The sequence below is a fragment of the Afipia sp. Root123D2 genome (assembly GCF_001425835.1).
Classification (GTDB): domain Bacteria; phylum Pseudomonadota; class Alphaproteobacteria; order Rhizobiales; family Xanthobacteraceae; genus Afipia.
Window position 1 is genome coordinate 748,911 of sequence record NZ_LMDP01000001.1, and the last position, 17,678, is coordinate 766,588.

Annotated in this window: 21 protein-coding genes; 17 read left to right on the forward strand and 4 right to left on the reverse strand. The window is 62.3% G+C overall.

Annotation, left to right across the window (positions count from 1 at the left end; genetic code table 11):
• Window positions 1-3 precede the first annotated feature (3 nt).
• Complete coding sequence (locus tag ASC80_RS03535; RefSeq protein ID WP_056292898.1) at window positions 4-918, reverse strand: ABC transporter permease subunit; 915 nt, start codon at window positions 916-918, stop codon at window positions 4-6.
• A 276-nt stretch (window positions 919-1,194) separates the two neighbouring features.
• On the opposite strand from ASC80_RS03535, the gene ASC80_RS24105 reads away from it, so the two are divergent.
• Window positions 1,195-1,356, forward strand: a complete 162-nt coding sequence (locus ASC80_RS24105; protein WP_200941141.1) for a hypothetical protein — start codon at window positions 1,195-1,197, stop codon at window positions 1,354-1,356.
• A 208-nt stretch (window positions 1,357-1,564) separates the two neighbouring features.
• Entirely contained in the window at window positions 1,565-2,116 is a 552-nt protein-coding gene (locus tag ASC80_RS03540; RefSeq protein ID WP_056292899.1) for a hypothetical protein, read from the forward strand.
• Here ASC80_RS03540 and ASC80_RS03545 read toward each other — a convergent pair.
• The 3 genes from ASC80_RS03545 to ASC80_RS23515 are packed head-to-tail and all read right to left on the reverse strand — an operon-like array spanning window position 2,095 to window position 4,645.
• Entirely contained in the window at window positions 2,095-2,481 is a 387-nt protein-coding gene (locus ASC80_RS03545) for a carboxymuconolactone decarboxylase family protein (RefSeq protein WP_056292901.1), read from the reverse strand. The genes ASC80_RS03540 and ASC80_RS03545 overlap by 22 nt on opposite strands.
• A gap of 10 nt (window positions 2,482-2,491) precedes the next feature.
• Window positions 2,492-3,274, reverse strand: coding sequence for a 3-oxoadipate enol-lactonase (gene pcaD, locus ASC80_RS23510; RefSeq protein ID WP_056292902.1), 783 nt, complete (start codon window positions 3,272-3,274; stop codon window positions 2,492-2,494).
• Between the two features lie 15 nt (window positions 3,275-3,289).
• Entirely contained in the window at window positions 3,290-4,645 is a 1,356-nt protein-coding gene (locus ASC80_RS23515; RefSeq protein WP_056292903.1) for a 3-carboxy-cis,cis-muconate cycloisomerase, read from the reverse strand.
• A gap of 184 nt (window positions 4,646-4,829) precedes the next feature.
• Between ASC80_RS23515 and ASC80_RS03560 the strand changes: the two genes are divergently transcribed.
• The 15 genes from ASC80_RS03560 to ASC80_RS03630 all read left to right on the forward strand — a co-directional run bounded on the left by ASC80_RS03560 (window position 4,830) and on the right by ASC80_RS03630 (window position 17,676).
• Complete coding sequence (locus ASC80_RS03560) at window positions 4,830-5,282, forward strand: SRPBCC family protein (RefSeq protein WP_056292904.1); 453 nt, start codon at window positions 4,830-4,832, stop codon at window positions 5,280-5,282.
• A gap of 165 nt (window positions 5,283-5,447) precedes the next feature.
• Window positions 5,448-5,933 carry a (2Fe-2S)-binding protein gene (locus tag ASC80_RS03565; protein WP_056295525.1) on the forward strand — a complete coding sequence of 162 codons (486 nt, stop codon included), beginning with the start codon at window positions 5,448-5,450 and terminating at the stop codon, window positions 5,931-5,933.
• A 32-nt stretch (window positions 5,934-5,965) separates the two neighbouring features.
• Window positions 5,966-6,772, forward strand: a complete 807-nt coding sequence (locus ASC80_RS03570; protein ID WP_056292906.1) for an FAD binding domain-containing protein — start codon at window positions 5,966-5,968, stop codon at window positions 6,770-6,772.
• Window positions 6,773-6,792: 20 nt separating this feature from the next.
• A complete protein-coding gene (locus ASC80_RS03575; protein WP_056292907.1) occupies window positions 6,793-7,710 on the forward strand; it encodes an AAA family ATPase in 918 nt (305 codons plus the stop codon).
• Between the two features lie 8 nt (window positions 7,711-7,718).
• Window positions 7,719-8,927, forward strand: coding sequence for a vWA domain-containing protein (locus tag ASC80_RS03580; protein WP_056292909.1), 1,209 nt, complete (start codon window positions 7,719-7,721; stop codon window positions 8,925-8,927).
• Between the two features lie 10 nt (window positions 8,928-8,937).
• Window positions 8,938-9,267, forward strand: coding sequence for an XdhC family protein (locus ASC80_RS03585; RefSeq protein ID WP_056295527.1), 330 nt, complete (start codon window positions 8,938-8,940; stop codon window positions 9,265-9,267).
• On the forward strand, window positions 9,264-9,983 hold the full coding sequence (locus tag ASC80_RS03590) for an XdhC family protein (protein ID WP_056292911.1): 720 nt from the start codon (window positions 9,264-9,266) through the stop codon (window positions 9,981-9,983). The genes ASC80_RS03585 and ASC80_RS03590 overlap by 4 nt, the downstream gene beginning before the upstream one ends.
• The gene (locus tag ASC80_RS03595) at window positions 9,980-11,584 is read left to right on the forward strand and encodes an NTP transferase domain-containing protein (RefSeq protein ID WP_056292912.1); all 1,605 of its coding nucleotides are present in this window, start codon (window positions 9,980-9,982) and stop codon (window positions 11,582-11,584) included. The genes ASC80_RS03590 and ASC80_RS03595 overlap by 4 nt, the downstream gene beginning before the upstream one ends.
• Window positions 11,585-11,802: 218 nt before the next feature.
• Window positions 11,803-12,192: a DUF4189 domain-containing protein gene (locus ASC80_RS03600; protein ID WP_082512390.1), complete on the forward strand. Its 390-nt coding sequence runs from the start codon at window positions 11,803-11,805 to the stop codon at window positions 12,190-12,192.
• Between the two features lie 42 nt (window positions 12,193-12,234).
• Window positions 12,235-12,645, forward strand: coding sequence for a DUF2000 family protein (locus ASC80_RS03605; protein WP_056292913.1), 411 nt, complete (start codon window positions 12,235-12,237; stop codon window positions 12,643-12,645).
• A gap of 87 nt (window positions 12,646-12,732) precedes the next feature.
• The gene (locus ASC80_RS03610; RefSeq protein ID WP_056292915.1) at window positions 12,733-13,443 is read left to right on the forward strand and encodes a TetR/AcrR family transcriptional regulator; all 711 of its coding nucleotides are present in this window, start codon (window positions 12,733-12,735) and stop codon (window positions 13,441-13,443) included.
• Window positions 13,440-14,213 (forward strand): HlyD family secretion protein, encoded by a 774-nt coding sequence (locus tag ASC80_RS03615; RefSeq protein ID WP_056292916.1) that lies wholly within the window; start codon window positions 13,440-13,442, stop codon window positions 14,211-14,213. Before ASC80_RS03610 ends, ASC80_RS03615 begins: the two co-directional genes overlap by 4 nt.
• Entirely contained in the window at window positions 14,210-15,178 is a 969-nt protein-coding gene (locus ASC80_RS03620) for an ABC transporter ATP-binding protein (RefSeq protein WP_056292917.1), read from the forward strand. Before ASC80_RS03615 ends, ASC80_RS03620 begins: the two co-directional genes overlap by 4 nt.
• The gene (locus tag ASC80_RS03625) at window positions 15,175-16,323 is read left to right on the forward strand and encodes an ABC transporter permease (RefSeq protein ID WP_056292918.1); all 1,149 of its coding nucleotides are present in this window, start codon (window positions 15,175-15,177) and stop codon (window positions 16,321-16,323) included. The genes ASC80_RS03620 and ASC80_RS03625 overlap by 4 nt, the downstream gene beginning before the upstream one ends.
• Before the next feature lie 51 nt (window positions 16,324-16,374).
• Window positions 16,375-17,676: an adenylate/guanylate cyclase domain-containing protein gene (locus ASC80_RS03630; protein ID WP_056292919.1), complete on the forward strand. Its 1,302-nt coding sequence runs from the start codon at window positions 16,375-16,377 to the stop codon at window positions 17,674-17,676.
• Window positions 17,677-17,678: the final 2 nt, after the last annotated feature.

The following is a 17,678-nucleotide window of genomic DNA, read 5'->3' on the forward strand; positions in this document are numbered from 1 at the left end:
CTCTCAGACTTTTTCGACTTCCGGACGGCCGAGCAGGCCGGTCGGAAGGAAGATGAGAACGATGATCAGGATCGAGAAGGCGGCGACGTCCTTGTATTCCGATGAGAAATAAGCCGACCAGAATGTCTCGATCAGGCCGATGGCGAGACCGCCGAGCATCGCACCGGGCAGCGAGCCGATGCCGCCCAGCACGGCGGCGGTGAACGCCTTGATGCCGGCGACAAAGCCCATGAAGAAATCGACGACGCCGTAATAGAGCAGGTACATCATGCCGGCGACGGCCGCGAGCGCGGCGCCGATCACGAAGGTCATCGAGATCGTGCGATCGACATCGACGCCGAGCAGCGCCGCCATGGTCTGGTCCTGCTCGCAGGCGCGCATGTCGCGTCCGAGCCGGGTGCGCGCGACCAGCCAGGAGAAGATCGCCAGCAGAACAACCGTCGTGATGACGACGATGATCTGGACGTTGGACAGCCGGACCACGAAGCCGTCCTGCTCGAACAGCGTGTATCCGCCGGTGATGATCGGCGGCACCGGCTTGACGCGCGCGCCTTGCGCGACCTGCGCATAGTTCGACAGCACGAAAGACATGCCGATCGCCGACAGCATAGGCGCGAGGCGAAACGATTGCCGCAGCGGCCGGTAGGCGATCCGCTCCACCGTCCAGCCGTAGAGCGCGGTGATCGCCATCGCCACCAGCAGCACCAGCAGCAGGATCACAGGAACGAAGGTCATCCCGATCGAGACCAGAATCAGGAAGGAAATCAGCGCGATGAATCCGCCGATCATGAAGATGTCGCCGTGCGCGAAATTGATCATGCCGACGATGCCGTAGACCATCGTGTAGCCGATCGCGATCAGGCCGTAGATCGAGCCGAGCACCAGTCCGTTGATGAGCTGCTGGGCGAAATAATCCATGGGCTGCCGCGCTTGAGAAATCTGGAAATGTCACGTCGAAGGCTCCGGCAGCCAAGACGTTGCATTGCTACAATTTTTAACAGCGGGAACCGGGAGCGGCAACAGCGCGGGACGCGGCAAGTTGAGCCCTGTGTATAGCGCGTTTGCAGTGCACGCGTTTTGTTCCGCGCCCATGGCCAACACATCATCGTGTCGGAGGAACTCAAAGAGCAATGAGTTCCGTTGCAACCTTGGCGAGGACGGACAGTTGGTCCCGCGTTCAACAGGAGGTCCAAGATGTCGAACCAGAATCAGAACAATCCGAACCAGAGCCCCGGCCAGCAGAACCAGCAGCCCGGTCAGAAGCCTGGTCAGCAGCAGCAGGGCGGTGGTCAGAAGCCGGGTCAGCAGCAGCAGGACCCAGGCAGCCAGAAGCCAGGTCAGAAGGCCGGCCACTAGTCAGGTTCGGATGGTTCAGCCGGAAAATCCCGCCGCAAGGCGGGATTTTTCTGTTCCGGGTCGAGAGATGGGGATAACCCGGCGTTTTCGGTCCCGCCGTTAAGGTAAACAAATGGTTGACGTTGCCGCTCTGACTTGAGGAGAGTTACCTCGCAAACGTCGTGGCCGCGCCGGTCGGTGGCGCGGCTGAAGCGGGGAGCGACGCGAAATGCCCGAGGGCTGGACAAAGAACTGGACAGCGGACTGGCGGCTCAGCACGTTCAACGGTGCCTTGGTGGCATCCTATTTCATTCCGGCGTGGACCATCGCTGCGATGAAAATCTGGATTTCTCCTGTCCACGGACTTTACGACCGCGCGAATATCGCGCCGGGCATGTTCATCAGCGACCATCTGAGCTTCTCTGTCCTTCAGACGGTGCGGTTCGCGTGGCTGCTGGCGCTCGGCAAGGTGATCGTGGCGGCCTTCTTCCTCGTCTTTCTCGTGCTGATCGTGCGCGAATCGGTGCGCAGAAAAGCGGGCTGCGACGAGGCGCTCGGATTCGCGCTGCTGTTCGGTGCGCTCATCAGTATGGCGAGCCTGATCGCGGCATCGCAGCTGGGTGAATTCGAGGCGCTTCGCCTCCATGCCAGCGAAACGCTGGTGCTGATCGGCGCCGGTATCCTTCTCCTGATCGACATGCCGCAACAGCAGGCGTCGTCGTCAGCAGCGCAGGCAATGCATGCCCGGCACCTTGGGCATCACTTCAGCCCTAACTCCTGAATCACGCTGGCGGCTTCCTTGGTTGCGTGATTGGCAGCAGGCACGCCGCAGTAGATCGCCTGCTGCAACAGGATTTCCTTGATGTCATCCGGTGTGAAGCCGCCTTCGGTGAGGGCGGCTCTCACGTGCATCCTGAACTCGTCCCATTGTCCGAGCGCCATCATGGTGCCGATCACCAGCACGCGGCGGGTGCGTTCGTCGAAATGCGGCCGGGTCCAGATCTCACCCCACGCATAGCGGGTGATAAGATCGAGAAAGTCCGTGTTGAAGGCCGTTTTGTTGGCGGCGGACTTGTCGACCCAGGCGTCGCCCAGAACCTTTCGGCGCTTCGCATCGCCGGAGTTGCGGCGCTCGCTTTCGTCCATCGTGGGTCCTTTAGCGCTGGGTCAGGAAACCGACCACGGCTTCGGTGAAATTGTGCGGCTGCTCGATATTGGAGATATGCGCGGCATCGAGAATGGTCATGCTGGCGCCGGGAACACGGCCGCGGATGAATTCTCCAGCCTCGACCGGTGTGGCAGGATCGCTGCGGCCGGCGATCACCAGCGTCTTGGCCTTGATGCGCGGCAGCAACTCGCGCTGGTCGAGCGTGCTGAGCGCTGCGCAGCAGGCGAGGTAACCCTCGACCGGCGTCGCCTGCAGCATTGCCTTCATGCGTGCGACGATCTGCGGCTCCCGCTCGCGGAAATCGGCGGAGAACCATCCGGTCATGACGCCATCGGCGATCGATGCGAGGCCGCCTTCTTTCACCGCCTTGATGCGGTTGTGCCAGTTGGTCGGGTCCGGATAGTAGCAGGCGGTGTTCGACAGGATCATGCGGTCGAAACGCTTCGGGGCGTTGGCGCCGAGCCATTGTCCGACCATGCCGCCCATCGACAGCCCGCACCAGTGGGTTTTCTCGATGTTGAGATCGTCGAGGATCGCGAGCACGTCCTTGCCGAAGCGCTCCATGGAGTAGGGCGTCGTGCCGAGGCCGGACTTGCCGTGGCCGCGCCGGTCGTAGCGAACCACGCGAAACAGCTTGGTGAGCGCCGGCATTTGCGGCTCCCACATCTGCATGGTGGTGCCGAGCGAGTTCGACAGCATCAGCGTCGGCCCGCCGTCGCGGCCTTCCACGGATACATTCAACAGGCAGCCGTCGGCATCGATCATCGGCATGGGAGTCTCCGTCTCTTATTGCTGCTCGATCGAGGTGAGCAGCCGGTCGATCAGCGTTTGCGAAACACCCTGATAGGCCATCGGCTCGAACAATCGTTCCAGTTCGCTGGCGCTCAGATGCGCCGTCACGCGGGTATCCTTTGCCAGAACGTCGCGCAAGTGCGTTCTGCTCTTAATCGCCGTGCGTGACGCAGCTTCGACGATGTGATGAGATTCGCTTTTTCCGACCTTCTCGGCCAAAGCCATCGAAATCGCTTCGGCCATCACAAGACCATGCGTACTGTCGAGATTGGCGCGCATCCGCGTCGCGTCGACTTCCAACCCCTCCGCAATGTCGACGATAGCGGCAAGTGCCCCCGAGGTGACCAGTTGCAGCGTCGGCAAGGTCGGCCATTCGGCATGCCACGGTCCGGCGCTGCGTTCGTGATCCTGCACCTGGGCCGCAAACATTGTCGCCGCCAGATTGGGGGCCATGGTCGCCGCAGCGAGTGCGGAGGCTGACGCGACGGGATTGCGCTTGTGCGGCAAGGTCGAAGAGCCGCCACGGCCGGCGCTGGCCGGCTCGAAAGCTTCGCCGACGTCGGTCTGCATCATCAGTGAGATATCGCGCGCGATTTTTCCGCAGGTGCCCGCCAGAATCGCCAGCACCGATGCGGCATCCGCGATGCGGTCGCGATGGGTGTGCCATGGCGCATCCGGCAACCGGAGATCCAGCTCTTTCGCCAGTCGCTCGGCGACCTTCAATCCGTCGGCGCCAAGCGCCGCCAGCGTTCCGGCCGCGCCGCCGAATTGCAAGACGATGTCATCCGCGCGCAGCCGCTTCAGTCGCCGGTGCGAGCGGTGCAGGGCGGCGGCATATTCGGCAAGCTTCAACCCGAATGGCATCGGCAGGGCGTGCTGCAGCCATGTCCGCGCCGCCATCGCCGTGTCACGGTGCTGGCGCGCGAGCTGGGCGAATCCGGCGATGGCGCGATCGAGATCCGGCAGCAAGGTATCGACCGCGGCGCGCAGGCCCAGCATGGTCGCGGTGTCGATCACGTCCTGGCTGGTCGCGCCCCAATGGACATAGCGCGCCGCATCGGGATCGGATTTGGCGACCTCTGCGGTGAGGGCTTTGACCAGCGGAATGGCAAGATTGCCGGCGCGCGCGACGCCCTCCGCCAACTCCGCAATGTCGAATCGGTCTGCCTGGCAGGCCGCTTCAATCGCGGCCACGGCGGACCCGGGGATCACGCCGGTTGCTGCTTCCGCCCTAGCCAGCGCGCTCTCGAAATCGAGCATGCGCTGCAGGTGTGCCGTGTCGTCGCAGGCCGCGCGCATGGCGGGGCTGGACAGGAGCGGCGCCAGCGAAGGCGGGAGGGACGTGCTCATGGGCCGCGACCCTAGCCAACGCGCCTAATCCTGCCAACGCCTTTCATCGTCCCATTCCAATGTCTTTGCGGGCGTGAATATGGATCATCTTCAATCCGGCGATCCCCTTTTCTTTGGCCGCGCGGTGGCTTAACTGGTGGAAGCTGCGGCCGGGCCGCATCGGATCAAATGGGAGACAATACTCATGGCAATGACAATGACCGGCGAAGTTCAACTTCCGGCGCCCCGTCAGGTGGTTTGGGAAAAGCTCAACGATCCGGCCGTGCTCAAATCCTGCATCCCGGGATGCGAAGAATTGGACAAGACGTCCGACAACGAGTTTCAGGCCGTCGCCAAAATGAAGGTCGGCCCGGTGTCGGCGCGCTTCAAGGGCCGCGTGACGCTCAGCGACTTCGATCCGCCCAACAGCTATAAGATCACGGGCGAGGGTGAGGGCGGAGTTGCGGGATTTGCCAAGGGCGGCGCGACGGTCAATTTGCAGGACAAGGACGGCGGCACGCTGCTTGTCTATAATGTCGAAGCCCAGATCGGCGGCAAGCTGGCGCAGCTCGGTCAGCGTCTGATCAACGGCTCGGCGAAAAAGCTGGCCGATGAATTTTTCGCGAATTTTGCCGAGGCCGTCAAAGGTGGCAATTAACGGGCGTTTTTAGCATATCACGCCTGCGTCGACTCTGGCCGGCTGAGGTTGCCCATTGGCGCTTTGGCACATATTATGTCTTTGGAACGATTTTAAGCTGGCTGATGCCGTGCAATGCGGCATGCTGCGATGGCCGGCGATAAGCTAACCAGCAAGAGAGTGCCGATGGCCAAGATTTCGCTGATCGTGAACGGCAACCCTGTGGCGGCCAATGTCGATCCTCGCACGCTGCTGGTGCAGTTTCTGCGCGAGAACCTCAAGCTGACCGGCACACATGTCGGCTGCGACACGTCGCAATGCGGCGCCTGTGTCGTCCATCTCGACGGCAAGGCCGTGAAGTCGTGCACCACGCTCGCCGTAATGGCCGACGGACACAATGTCACCACCATCGAAGGTCTTGCCGCCGATGGTGCGCCGCTGCACCCGATGCAGGAGGCGTTTCGTGAGCATCACGGCTTGCAGTGCGGCTTCTGCACCCCCGGCATGATCATGACTGCGGTCGATCTGGTTCACCGCAAGGGCCATGATCTCGACGACCACACCATCCGCGAGGAACTCGAAGGCAATCTCTGCCGCTGTACCGGCTACCAGAACATCGTGCTCTCGATTGCCGCCGGCGCGAAGGCGATGGCGAAATCCGACCTGGCGTAAAGCGACCGAACGGCGACCCCAAAGGACCGCTCATGTACGAATTTAAATATCATCGCCCCGGCACCGTGCGGCAGGCCGCCAATCTGCTCGTCAAGAACGAGGACGCCAAGCTGATCGCGGGCGGACATACCCTCGTCCCGGTGATGAAGCAGCGGCTGGCAAGCCCGCCGCATCTCGTCGATCTGTCGCACATCGAAGGCCTCAACAGCATCGAGATGAAGGGCCGCAATCTGGTGATCGGCGCGACCGCGCTTCATGCCGATGTTGCCAATTCGGCAATCGTCGGTGAAGCCATTCCGGCGCTCGCCAATCTCGCCGGCCTGATCGGCGATCCGGCGGTGCGCCACAAGGGTACCATCGGCGGCTCGCTGGCGAACAACGATCCGACCGCGGACTATCCCGCCGCCTGCATGGCACTGGGCGCGACCATCATCACCAACAAGCGCCGGTTGAAGCCGGAAGAGTTTTTCCAGGGCCTGTTCACGACTGCGCTCGAGCCGGACGAGATCATCACCAAGGTGATGTTTCCGCTGGCAAAGAAGGCCGCATATCAGAAATTCCGCAATCAGGCCTCGCGCTACGCGCTGGTCGGCGTGTTCGTCGCCAAGCGGCCGTCCGAAGTGCGCGTTGCGGTCACCGGCGCCGGCGGCGATGGCGTGTTCCGGGTGACGGAGTTCGAGGAGGCGCTGAAGAAGCGCTTCTCGCCGAAAGCGCTCGACGGCCTGTCGGTGTCGCCGGACGGGCTGAACAGCGATCTTCATGGCAGCGCCGAATATCGGGCGCATCTCATTCACGTGTTGGCGCGGCGAGCAGTCGAAGCGGCAACGGCAAAATCCTGATCGGTGAGGCAAGCGTTATCATGAGTGCGACATCGGCGATTCCCACTTCCGTCGATGCGACGCTCGACCTGCTGACAAGTCGCGGCTATCTCGCCGAACGTTCGCTGGCGACGGTGGTTTATCTCTCGCTTCGCATGGGCCGGCCGCTGTTTCTCGAAGGCGAGGCCGGTGTCGGCAAGACTGAAATCGCCAAGGTCCTCAGCGCCGCGCTCGGCCGCAAGCTGATCCGGCTGCAATGCTATGAAGGTCTCGACGTTGCGTCCGCGGTATATGAGTGGAACAGCGCGGCGCAGATGATCGCGATCCGCCTTGCCGAAGCTGGCGGCGAAACCGATCGCGAGCAGCTCTCCGCCGATATTTTCGCCGAGAAGTATCTGATCAAGCGGCCACTGCTGCAGGCGCTCGAACCGGATGTCGCCGGGCCGCCGGTGCTGCTGATCGACGAGCTTGACCGCGCCGACGAAGCCTTTGAGGCGTATCTGCTGGAAATTCTCAGCGACTTCCAGGTGACGATCCCTGAACTCGGTACGGTGCGCGCGCCGCATCCGCCGATCGTGATCGTGACCTCGAACCGGACCCGCGAAATTCACGACGCCCTCAAGCGCCGCTGTCTCTATCACTGGGTCGACTATCCGTCGGCCGAGCGAGAACTTGCGATCGTCAAATCGCGGGTACCGAACATCAGCGCGAAATTGTCGCAGCAGGTGGTCGGCTTTGTGCAGGCGCTGCGCGATCAGGATCTGTTCAAGGTGCCGGGTGTCGCCGAGACCATCGACTGGGCGACGGCGCTGACCGAACTCGACGCACGCTCGCTGACGCCGGAAGTGGTCGGCGATACGCTCGGCGCGCTTTTGAAGTATCAGGACGATATCGGCCGGATGCAGGGAGATGCCCTGACCAAGGTCATCAAGGAAGCGGTCAGCGACCCTTCGAATTGAGCACACCGATGCAAGGCAGCGATACGCCAGCGAACGGTCTGATTGCAGACAACGTGGTGGGTTTCGCGCGCGCGCTGCGTGTCGCGGGGTTGCCGATCGGTCCCGGCGCGGTGATCGATGCCCTGAATGCGATTCGCCTGATCGACATCGGCAATCGCGCCGACATGTTCACCACGCTCGAATCGATCTTCGTCAAACGGCACGAGCACGCGCTGATCTTCGCCCAGGCGTTCGATCTGTTCTTCCGCCGCTCTGAAGGCATCGAGCACATGCTGGACTCGGTGCCGCTGCCGCCGGAGGCGAAGAAGCCGCCGCCACCGGCTGCGCGCCGCGTGCAGGAAGCGTTCGCGCAGAGTCGCGAGGTCGCAACGCAGGAGATCGAAGAGAAGAATATCCAGCTCTCTGTGTCCGATCGCGAGGTGTTGCAGAGCAAGGATTTCGCGCAGATGAGCGCGGCAGAGATCGTCGAAGTGACCCGCGCCATCTCGAATATGAAGCTGCCGCAGGCCGAGTTGCTGACACGGCGGTTCGCGCCGAATGCCCGTGGTCACAAACTCGATCTGCGCCGCACCCTGCGCGGGAGCCTCCGCACCGGGGGCGAGATCATCAATTTCCAGCGTCTTGGGCGAATCGAGAAGCCGGCTCCGATCGTGGCATTGCTCGATATTTCCGGATCGATGAGCGACTACACCCGGCTGTTTCTCCATTTTCTCCATGCGATCACGGATGCGCGCAAGCGCGTCTCGGTGTTCCTGTTCGGCACCCGGCTGACCAACGTCACCCGCGCCTTGAGGGCGCGTGACCCGGACGAGGCGCTGGCGTCTGTTTCGTCCAGTGTCGAGGACTGGGCTGGCGGCACCCGGATCGCGACGTCGCTGCACAAGTTCAACAATCTCTGGGGCCGCCGCGTGCTCGGGCAGGGTGCGATTGTACTGTTGATTTCGGACGGGCTGGAGCGCGAAGCTGATTCACGGCTGGAGTTCGAGATGGACCGGCTCCATCGTTCCTGCCGCAGATTGATCTGGCTCAATCCCCTGCTGCGTTTCGAGGGCTTCGAGGCCAAGGCGCAGGGCATTAAAATGATGCTGCCGCATGTTGATGAATTTCGCCCAGTGCATAACTTGAGGTCGATGGAAGGGCTGATTGCCGCGTTGTCATCGCCTCTCCATGCACCCCCGGCCTATGAGCGGCGCGCGGCATCCAAACCGGCAGCTTGAGGACATCACCATGCTCAATCGCGACGAAGATATTCTGAAGGCGGCGGAAGACTGGAAGAAGTCCGGGCACGGCGTGGCGCTTGCCACCGTGGTTGAGACCTGGGGCTCGGCGCCGCGTCCGGCCGGATCGAGCCTCGTCATCAACGACGAGGGCACGTTTCTCGGCTCGGTGTCCGGCGGCTGCGTCGAAGGCGCGGTGGTGACCGAGGCGCTGGATGTCATCGCCAGCGGCCAGCCGAAGATGCTGGAGTTCGGCGTCGCCGACGAGACCGCCTGGAATGTCGGCTTGTCATGCGGCGGCACCATCCGCGTGTTTGTCGAAAAGGTCGGCCAGTCGTGAAGGACCAGACGCTTTCCGAACTGAATGCCGAGCGTGCCGCGCGCCGTGCTGTCGTCGTCGTGACAGATGTCACCAGCGGCGAGCAGCGTATGGTGAAGGCGGCCGATGTTGCTGCCGATCCGCTTCATGCCGATCTCGACCGGCAGTTGCGCATGGGCAAAAGCGCCACGATCGAGATCGATGGCAGGAAGCTCTTTCTCAACGTCTATGCCCCGACCGCGCGCCTTATCATCACCGGCGCGGTCCATATCAGTCAGGCGCTTGCGCCGCTGGCACGGCTGCTGGGTTACGATGTGTTCGTTGTCGATCCGCGCACCGCGTTCGCTTCGCCGGAGCGCTTTCCCGACGTGCCGCTGTTCGCGGACTGGCCGGATGTCGCCTTGCCGACGCTGAAGGTCGATCGTTACACAGCGTTCGTAGCTCTGACCCACGATCCGAAAATCGACGATCCGGCGTTGCTGCATGCGATGGAACGCGATTGCTTTTACATCGGCGCGCTCGGCTCGCGGAAAACTCACGGCAAGCGGCTCGATCGCCTGAAGGCGCGAGGTGCGACGGAGCAGCAGCTCGCGCGTATCCATGCGCCTATCGGTCTCGCCATCGGCGCGGTGTCGCCGGCCGAAATCGCCGTTGCCATCATGGCGGAGATCACCGCCGTACTGCGGCTGCCTGCCGAGAAGACTCCTAAAGCCGTGCCTGTCGAGAAAGTCGCATGAAATTCGGTCCCGTTTCGCCCGCCGATGCCATCGGCGGCGTCACCGTCCACGCTATCCGGCAGAACGGGTTTGTTCTCAAGAAAGGCACCACTATCGGTGCCGCGGAAGCCGAGCAATTGCAGAAGGCGGGCATCACGCAGATTGTGGTGGCACGTCTCGATGATAACGAAGTGTCGGAGGATGCGGCTGCCGCCGGTATCGCCGAAGCGGTGGCGGGAGAGGGTGTCACCGTCGAGCGCGCGTTTACCGGACGCGCCAATCTTTTCGCCGCGACCCCGGGCGTTCTCGTCGTTGATCGCGAGGCGGTCGACCGCATCAATCGTGTCGACGAGGCGATCACTTTCGCGACGTTGCCGGCTTACAAGGCGGTCGTCGAAGGCGAGATGATCGCGACCGTGAAGCTGATCCCGTTCGGAGTGGAAGCGAAATTGCGCGATGCGGCCGTGGCGGCGGCGAAATCCGGCCGGCTGAGCGTCGCGCCGTTCAAGGTCAAGCGTGTCGGCATTGTCTCGACCATGCTGCCGGGGCTGGCTCCGAAGGTCATCGACAAGACGTTGCGCGTGACGGCCGAGCGCCTTGCTCCCGCCGGTGCCACGATTATCGCCGAACGCCGCGTTCCGCATGACCAGAATGCGCTGACGCCTGCGATCGCGGAGATGCTGTCGCTGGGGGCTGAACTGGTGCTGGTGTTCGGCGCGTCGGCGATTGCCGACCGCCGTGACGTGATCCCGGCCGCGATTGAGAATGTCGGCGGCGTGGTCGAGCATTTCGGCATGCCGGTCGATCCCGGCAATCTCATGCTGATCGGCAATGCCAACAACGTGCCGGTGCTCGGCGCGCCCGGCTGCGCGCGCTCCCCGAAGGAAAACGGATTCGACTGGGTGCTGATGCGCCTGCTCGCCGGGCTGAAGGTGACCCGTGCGGACGTCACCGGCATGGGGGTCGGCGGACTTCTGATGGAAATCGTCACCCGGCCGCAGCCGCGTGTGCCGGTCGGTACCGACGGCAACCGCAATGTCGCGGCGATTGTTCTCGCCGCTGGCCGTTCGACGCGGATGGGCGGGCCGAACAAGCTGCTCGCGGAAATCGGCGGCAAGCCGCTGGTGCGGATCGTCGCGGAGCAGGCCTTGGCATCCAAGGCGTCGCCGGTCGTGGTCGTCACCGGCCACCAGAAGGCAGAAATCGAGCAGGCATTGAGCGGGCTCAACGTTAGGTTTGCCCATAATCCGGATTTTGCAGAGGGCCTTGCGACTTCGGTCAAGACCGGCATCGCGGCTGTGCCGGAGGAGGCTGACGGAGTGGTCGTGTGTCTCGGCGATATGCCGCTGATCGACGCCCAACTGCTCGACAAGCTGATCGAGTCTTTCGCGCCGGATAAGGGTTCGTTGATCGTGCAGCCGGTGGCGGGCGGGCGGCGCGGCAATCCGGTCCTGTGGTCGCGGCGTTTCTTCGGCGAACTGATGATGCTGGACGGCGATATCGGCGCGCGCCATTTGATCGCGCAGCACGGCGAAGCCGTCGCCGAGGTCGAAGTCGAGGGCAAAAGCGCTTTTCTCGATATCGACACGCCGGAGGCGCTGGCGGACGTTCGGCGTGCCTGACATGGTCGTGTGACCCGGCAGGGTTTCCTCTCATCTTTTGCCGACACCTGAATCGGCTGAGCCACCGGCTTGAAACGACTCACATTTTGGTGAGTCGCTGCGCTGCGCATGGGCGCCTGTGCGCGCGTTCACCAAGTTGAAACGCCGCGTGATTACGGTGCCTCCGGGGTGAACCACGCACGCGATCCGGATTGCCGGATCATGCAGGGGAGAGGGCTTTGAAGGTGTTGTCTGCCGCGCGCGTTCGCGCGTTTTTTTTGCTCGCTTTGATTTTCGCTTTTGCCGCCATCACTTTCGCCTCGCCGTCGCAGGCCGCTGGTGCTTTAGCGGTCGGAAAATGCGCCGCCTACGGGCAGGCGTTCGACTATCCCACGGAGGCCGGTGCCCGCGCTGCCGCCAGTAAGCAATGCCACGGCAAATGCACGGTCGTTACCATGAAGCGCGCCTGCGTCGCGTTGTCGGTGGACATGTCCAATCCCTGCGGCGCGCACGGCTATGCGATTGCGCCGCGCATTTCCAGCGCGCTGAATTCGGCTATGCGCAAGTGCTATGCCTTCGGCGGCAAGGAATGTGTGATCCGGGCCTGGGCTTGCGACGCGCGGGGCTGACCCTAGAATGACCTGAGTGATTTGATCTCCCAAGGCTCCATCATGCAATTCGACACCAAGATTGCCCTCGTGATCCGTTCGGATCTCGAGGGGTGGCAGAAGCTGAATGTCTCTGCGTTTCTCGCCAGCGGTGTCGCCGCGGCCTTTCCCGTTTCGATCGGCGAGCCGTATCAGGACGGCTCCGGCACGCCGTATCTGTCCCTGATCGGTCAGCCGATTCTGATTTACGGCGGTGACGGACCTCAACTCTCCCGTGCGCTGGATCGCGCGCTGACGCGTGACGTCGTCCCGGCGATCTACACCGAGGATATGTTCAAGACGACCCACGATGGCGCCAACCGCGAGGCGGTGAGGGCGGTGGCGCGGGCGGACCTCAATCTGGTCGGCCTCGGGTTTCGTGCCGAGCGCAAGATTGTCGACAAGATACTGGACGGATTGAAGTTTCACGCCTGACGCACGGGAGGAGCGGTCACCGTCACGTTGCCGCGATGGCGATTTTACTATCTTGAATATGACTGACCAGTCAGTCATATTGTGAACATGAAGAAGCCGGCGAGGATAAAAGCAGCCGAGGCGAGCGCACCCAAAGCGGCAAGCAAAACGACACCCAGGGCCGCTACCGGCGCCGCAACCGGCAAGCGCCCCTCGAGCCGTGAAATGCGCGCCAGCGAGCGCCGCGCTGCGATCGTTGCCGCCGGTCTCGACGAATTCACTGCGCGCGGCTTTGCCGCGACGCGCCTTGATGACGTTGCAAAGCGGGCGGGCGTTGCCAAGGGGACGATCTATTTGCACTTCAAGGACAAGGAAGCGCTGTTTCAGGAGTTGGTGCGGACCGCGCTGGTGCCGCTGATTGGGCGGATGGCCAATCCACCGCTGATGAGCGGCGTCTCGGCCCGCGCGATGATGGAGGGCTTCGCCGACACGTTCGCGCGCGAGGTGGTCGGCACCCGGCGCGGCGACATCCTTCGCCTGATCATTGCGGAAGGGACGCGCTTTCCATCTCTGGCGGAATTCTATCACCGCGAGGTGGTCTCGGTCGGAATCGCCGGGATGCGGCGGATGATCGAGTACGGCATCGCCCGCGGCGAAATCAAAAACAAAGCCGTTGCCGAGTTTCCCCAAGTCGTGGTGGCGCCCGCGGTGGTGGCGGTGATCTGGCAGGGCCTGTTTGGCACATATTCGCCGCTCGATGCGGCAGCGATGTTGCGCGTTCATCTCGATCTGATTTTCGGCGAAGGGAAAGCGGCATGATCGCCTCTGGAATAGTAACCCGCGCCGCTGCAGCATTCGTGCTGATCGGATGTCTTGCGAGCTGCAGTGGGCAGAAAGACCCCGGCTTTCAGGGCTGGGTAGAGGCCGACATGATTTTCGTCAGCCCGGATGAATCGGGCCGCGTGGTTTCGCTGAGGGTGCGCGAAGGTGACGAAGTCAAGGAAGGCCAGACGCTCTATGCGGTGGATGACGATTTGCAGCAGGCGGATCTCAACCAGAACAAGGCGTCGCTCGCGAATGCGCAGCAGATCTACGATCGCGCGTTATCGCTGAGCAAGACTGGGTCAGGCACGCAAGCAAATCTGGATTCGGCGCTGGCAACATTGCGTGTTGCGCAGGCGCGCGTGGTAACGTCGGAAACCCGGCTCAATCGCCGCCGCATGGCCGCGCCGATCAGCGGCATGGTGCAGCAGATCTATTTCCGCGAAGGCGAGACTGTGCCGGCGCAGCGGCCTGTGGTCTCGATTCTGCCGCCGGGCAACATGAAGGTGCGTTTCTTCGTGCCGGAAACCGTGCTGGCAAAACTCAAGATCGGACAGCAGGTCCGCGTGACCTGCGATGGCTGCGTCGCCGATCTGTCTGCGAAGATCTACTTTATTGCGACGCAGGCCGAGTATACGCCGCCGGTGATCTACAGTCAGGATGAGCGTTCGAAACTCGTCTACCTGATCCAGGCACGGCCCGAGAAGCCGGACGATCTGCGTGTCGGCCAGCCGGTCAGCGTCTTTCTCAACGGCGGCTCGCCATGACAGCGGTTTCGGAGTGCCGGCCAACTTCGACTTCCGATATCGCCATCGACGTGTCGGGATTGTCGAAATCGTTCAACGGCCATGAGGTCGTGCACGATCTGTCGATGCAGGTGAAGCGCGGCAGCATCTACGGCTTTCTCGGCCCCAACGGTTCCGGCAAGACCACCACGATCCGGATGCTGTGCGGCCTGCTGACGCCGGACAGCGGCGAGGGCACTTGCCTCGGTTTCGACATCCGGCGCGAGGCGGACAAGATCAAGCGTCGGGTCGGCTACATGACGCAGCGGTTCAGCCTGTATCAGGACCTGTCGGTCCGGGAGAATCTGGAATTCGTCGCGCGGCTCTACGGCGTGCCCGAGCCGCGCAGGGCGGCGCGCGACATGATCGAACGCCTCGGCCTGAAAGGGCGCGAGGAGCAACTCGCGGGCGATCTGTCCGGCGGCTGGAAACAGCGTCTTGCGCTCGGTGCCTGTACGCTGCCAAGTCCGCAATTGCTGCTGCTCGATGAGCCCACCGCGGGCGTCGATCCCAAGGCGCGCCGCGACTTCTGGAACGAAATCCATACGCTGGCCGCCGACGGGCTGACCGTGCTGGTGTCAACGCACTATATGGACGAAGCCGAGCGCTGCCACGAGATTGCGTATATCGCTTACGGCCACCTGCTGGTTCACGGCACTGTGGAAGAGGTGATCGCGAATTCGGCGCTGACGACCTACACCGTCGCGACCAATGGCGACGGCAATGGAATCAACCGGCTTGCGTCCGAGCTGACCGGAAAACCCGGCATCGACATGGTGGCGCCGTTTGGCAACAGCCTCCACGTCTCCGGCCGCGACGAGGCCGCGCTGGAGCAAGCTGTCGCGCTGTATCGCGACCGTACGGGCATGACCTGGCACAAGTCTGAGCCGTCGCTCGAAGACGTGTTCATCGAACTCATGAGCCGCTCGAAGGATAATTTCCCATGAGCGAACAGGGCATCGCTGTATCCGACAGGTCAGGGTTCCTGCGCCGCACCTTCGCGATGCTGACTAAGGAGTTCATCCAGTTGCGGCGCGACCGCGTCTCGTTCGCGATGATCGTCATGCTGCCGATCATGCAACTGCTGTTGTTCGGCTACGCCATCAACACCACGCCGCGCCATCTGCCGACGGCGGTCCTGCTGCAGGAAAACAGCGACCTCGGCCGCTCGATCCTGAAGGCGCTGCAGAATACGGCCTACTTCAGGTTCGTGCGGGAAGTTCATACCGAGAAAGAGTTCGACGGCCTGCTCGAATCCGGAACCGTGTTGTTCGGCGTCGAAATTCCGCGTGGTTTCGAGCGCGCGGTCCGTCGCGGCGACAAGCCGGCCCTGCTGGTGGCGGCGGACGCCACCGATCCCGTTGCATCGGGTTCTGCGATGTCCGCGCTCGGACAATTGATCCAGAGCGCGCTGGCTCACGATCTGTTTGCCGGCGATCCGCCGTCGCCGCCGTTCGAGATTCGCGCCCACGCCCGCTACAATCCGGCGGCGGAGTCGCGCTTGAATATCGTCCCGGGTCTGGTCGGCACCATCCTGACCATGACCATGCTGATCTTCACCGCGCTGTCGGTCACCCGCGAAATCGAGCGCGGGACGATGGAGAATTTGCTGGCGATGCCGATCACGCCGATCGAGGTGATGCTCGGCAAGATCATTCCCTATATCCTTGTCGGTTTCCTGCAGGCAACGATCATTATCGGCATCGGCTATTTCCTGTTCGGTGTTCCGATCCGCGGCAGCCTCACCATGCTGGCGCTGCTGTCGACGCTGTTCATCGCCGCGAACCTGTCCATTGGCTATACGTTTTCGACCATCGCGCAGAACCAGTTGCAGGCGATGCAGATGTCGATGATGTTTTTCCTGCCGAACATTCTGCTGTCGGGGTTCATGTTTCCGTTCGCCGGAATGCCGGTGTGGGCGCAATGGATCGGTGAGTGTCTGCCGCTGACGCATTATATTCGCATCGTCCGCGCCATCATGCTGAAGGGCGCCGCACTGGAGAATCTGCAATACGATACAATCGTGTTGGTGGCGCTGGTGCTGGTGGCGATGACCATCGCCGTGACCCGGTTCAGGCGGACGCTGGATTGAGCACGGCGGGCGATCCTGTATGCTGTACTCGAGGCAGGATGGAATATCACGATGCGTGCGCCCAACGGCAAACCAGCAGGCGACGGGCAGTCAGCGCTTTCGTCTGATTTTCAACGCGCGTTGACTCGCGAGATTCTCAAGACCGAACTCCTGCGCGTCAAAGCCCTGATCGTCACCACCACCGTGATTACGGCAATTCTCTGGACTGTTTATATTCTTGCGCCCGAGAAGATTGAGAATCTCTGGCACGGTAATCTGAAGCCAGCATATCTTTATATTATCCTGGTGCCGTTCATTCTGTTCGAGATTGCGGTCCATGCTCTCGTCAAGCGACAGATCACGCTTGATCGCGATACGCCGCCATTGCGCCGTTACGTCGGCGCTTTCATCGAGACCAGCATGCCCACGGTGGCGCTGGCGCTTCACATCCAGAATATGGGATCGGTTGCGGCGCTCGGTTTCGTGGTGCCGTTCACCTATTTCATCTTTATCATCCTGTCGACATTGCGGCTGGATTTCTGGCTGTCGACCTTCACCGGGTTCGTTGCGGCGGCCGAACTGTTTCTGATGGCCATGTATTATCATCCCGAGCCAGGCCCTGATTCCTTTTATCATCTTGCGCGCAGCCTGATCATTCTGGTTTGCGGGATACTGGCCGGAGCGGTCGGCGTTCAGTTGCGTCGACAATTCGCGACCAGTATCGCCGCGGCTACTGTGCGCGATCGTGTCACCAATCTGTTCGGTCAGCACGTGTCTGCTCAGGTGGTCGAGCGGTTGATGGCGGAGGGGACCGGGACGCCCAGCGAAACCCGGCACGTTGCCGTGATGTTCGTGGATTTTCGCAGCTTCACGGCTGCTGCTCAGGCGCGGTCTCCGCAGGAGGTGGTGGACCGGCTTGACGGCGCCTTCGGAGTGCTGGTGGATATCGTCGATCGTCATAATGGCATCGTGAACAAGTTTCTGGGGGATGGATTCCTGGCGCTGTTCGGTGCGCCGTTTGAGGATACCCACGCCACGCATAACGCGGTTGCAGCTGCGCGTGAGATGCTGGCCGCAATGTCACGCGACAATGAGGGAAATACTTGGCCCCTGCGTATCGGTATCGGGCTTCATGCCGGCGAGGTGGTCGCGGGGAATATCGGTTCGCCGCGCCGCAAGGAATATACCGTGATCGGCGACACCGTGAATCTGGCCGCGCGGATCGAATCCCTCAACAAGGAGTTCGAATCGCAGTTTCTGATTTCGTCGACGGTGCGCGATGCGCTGGGCGATGTCGACAAGGATGCCGTGCCGCTCGGCGATGTTGCCATCAGGGGATACGAGCAGCCATTGGCGATCTGGCGTCTTGGATGATC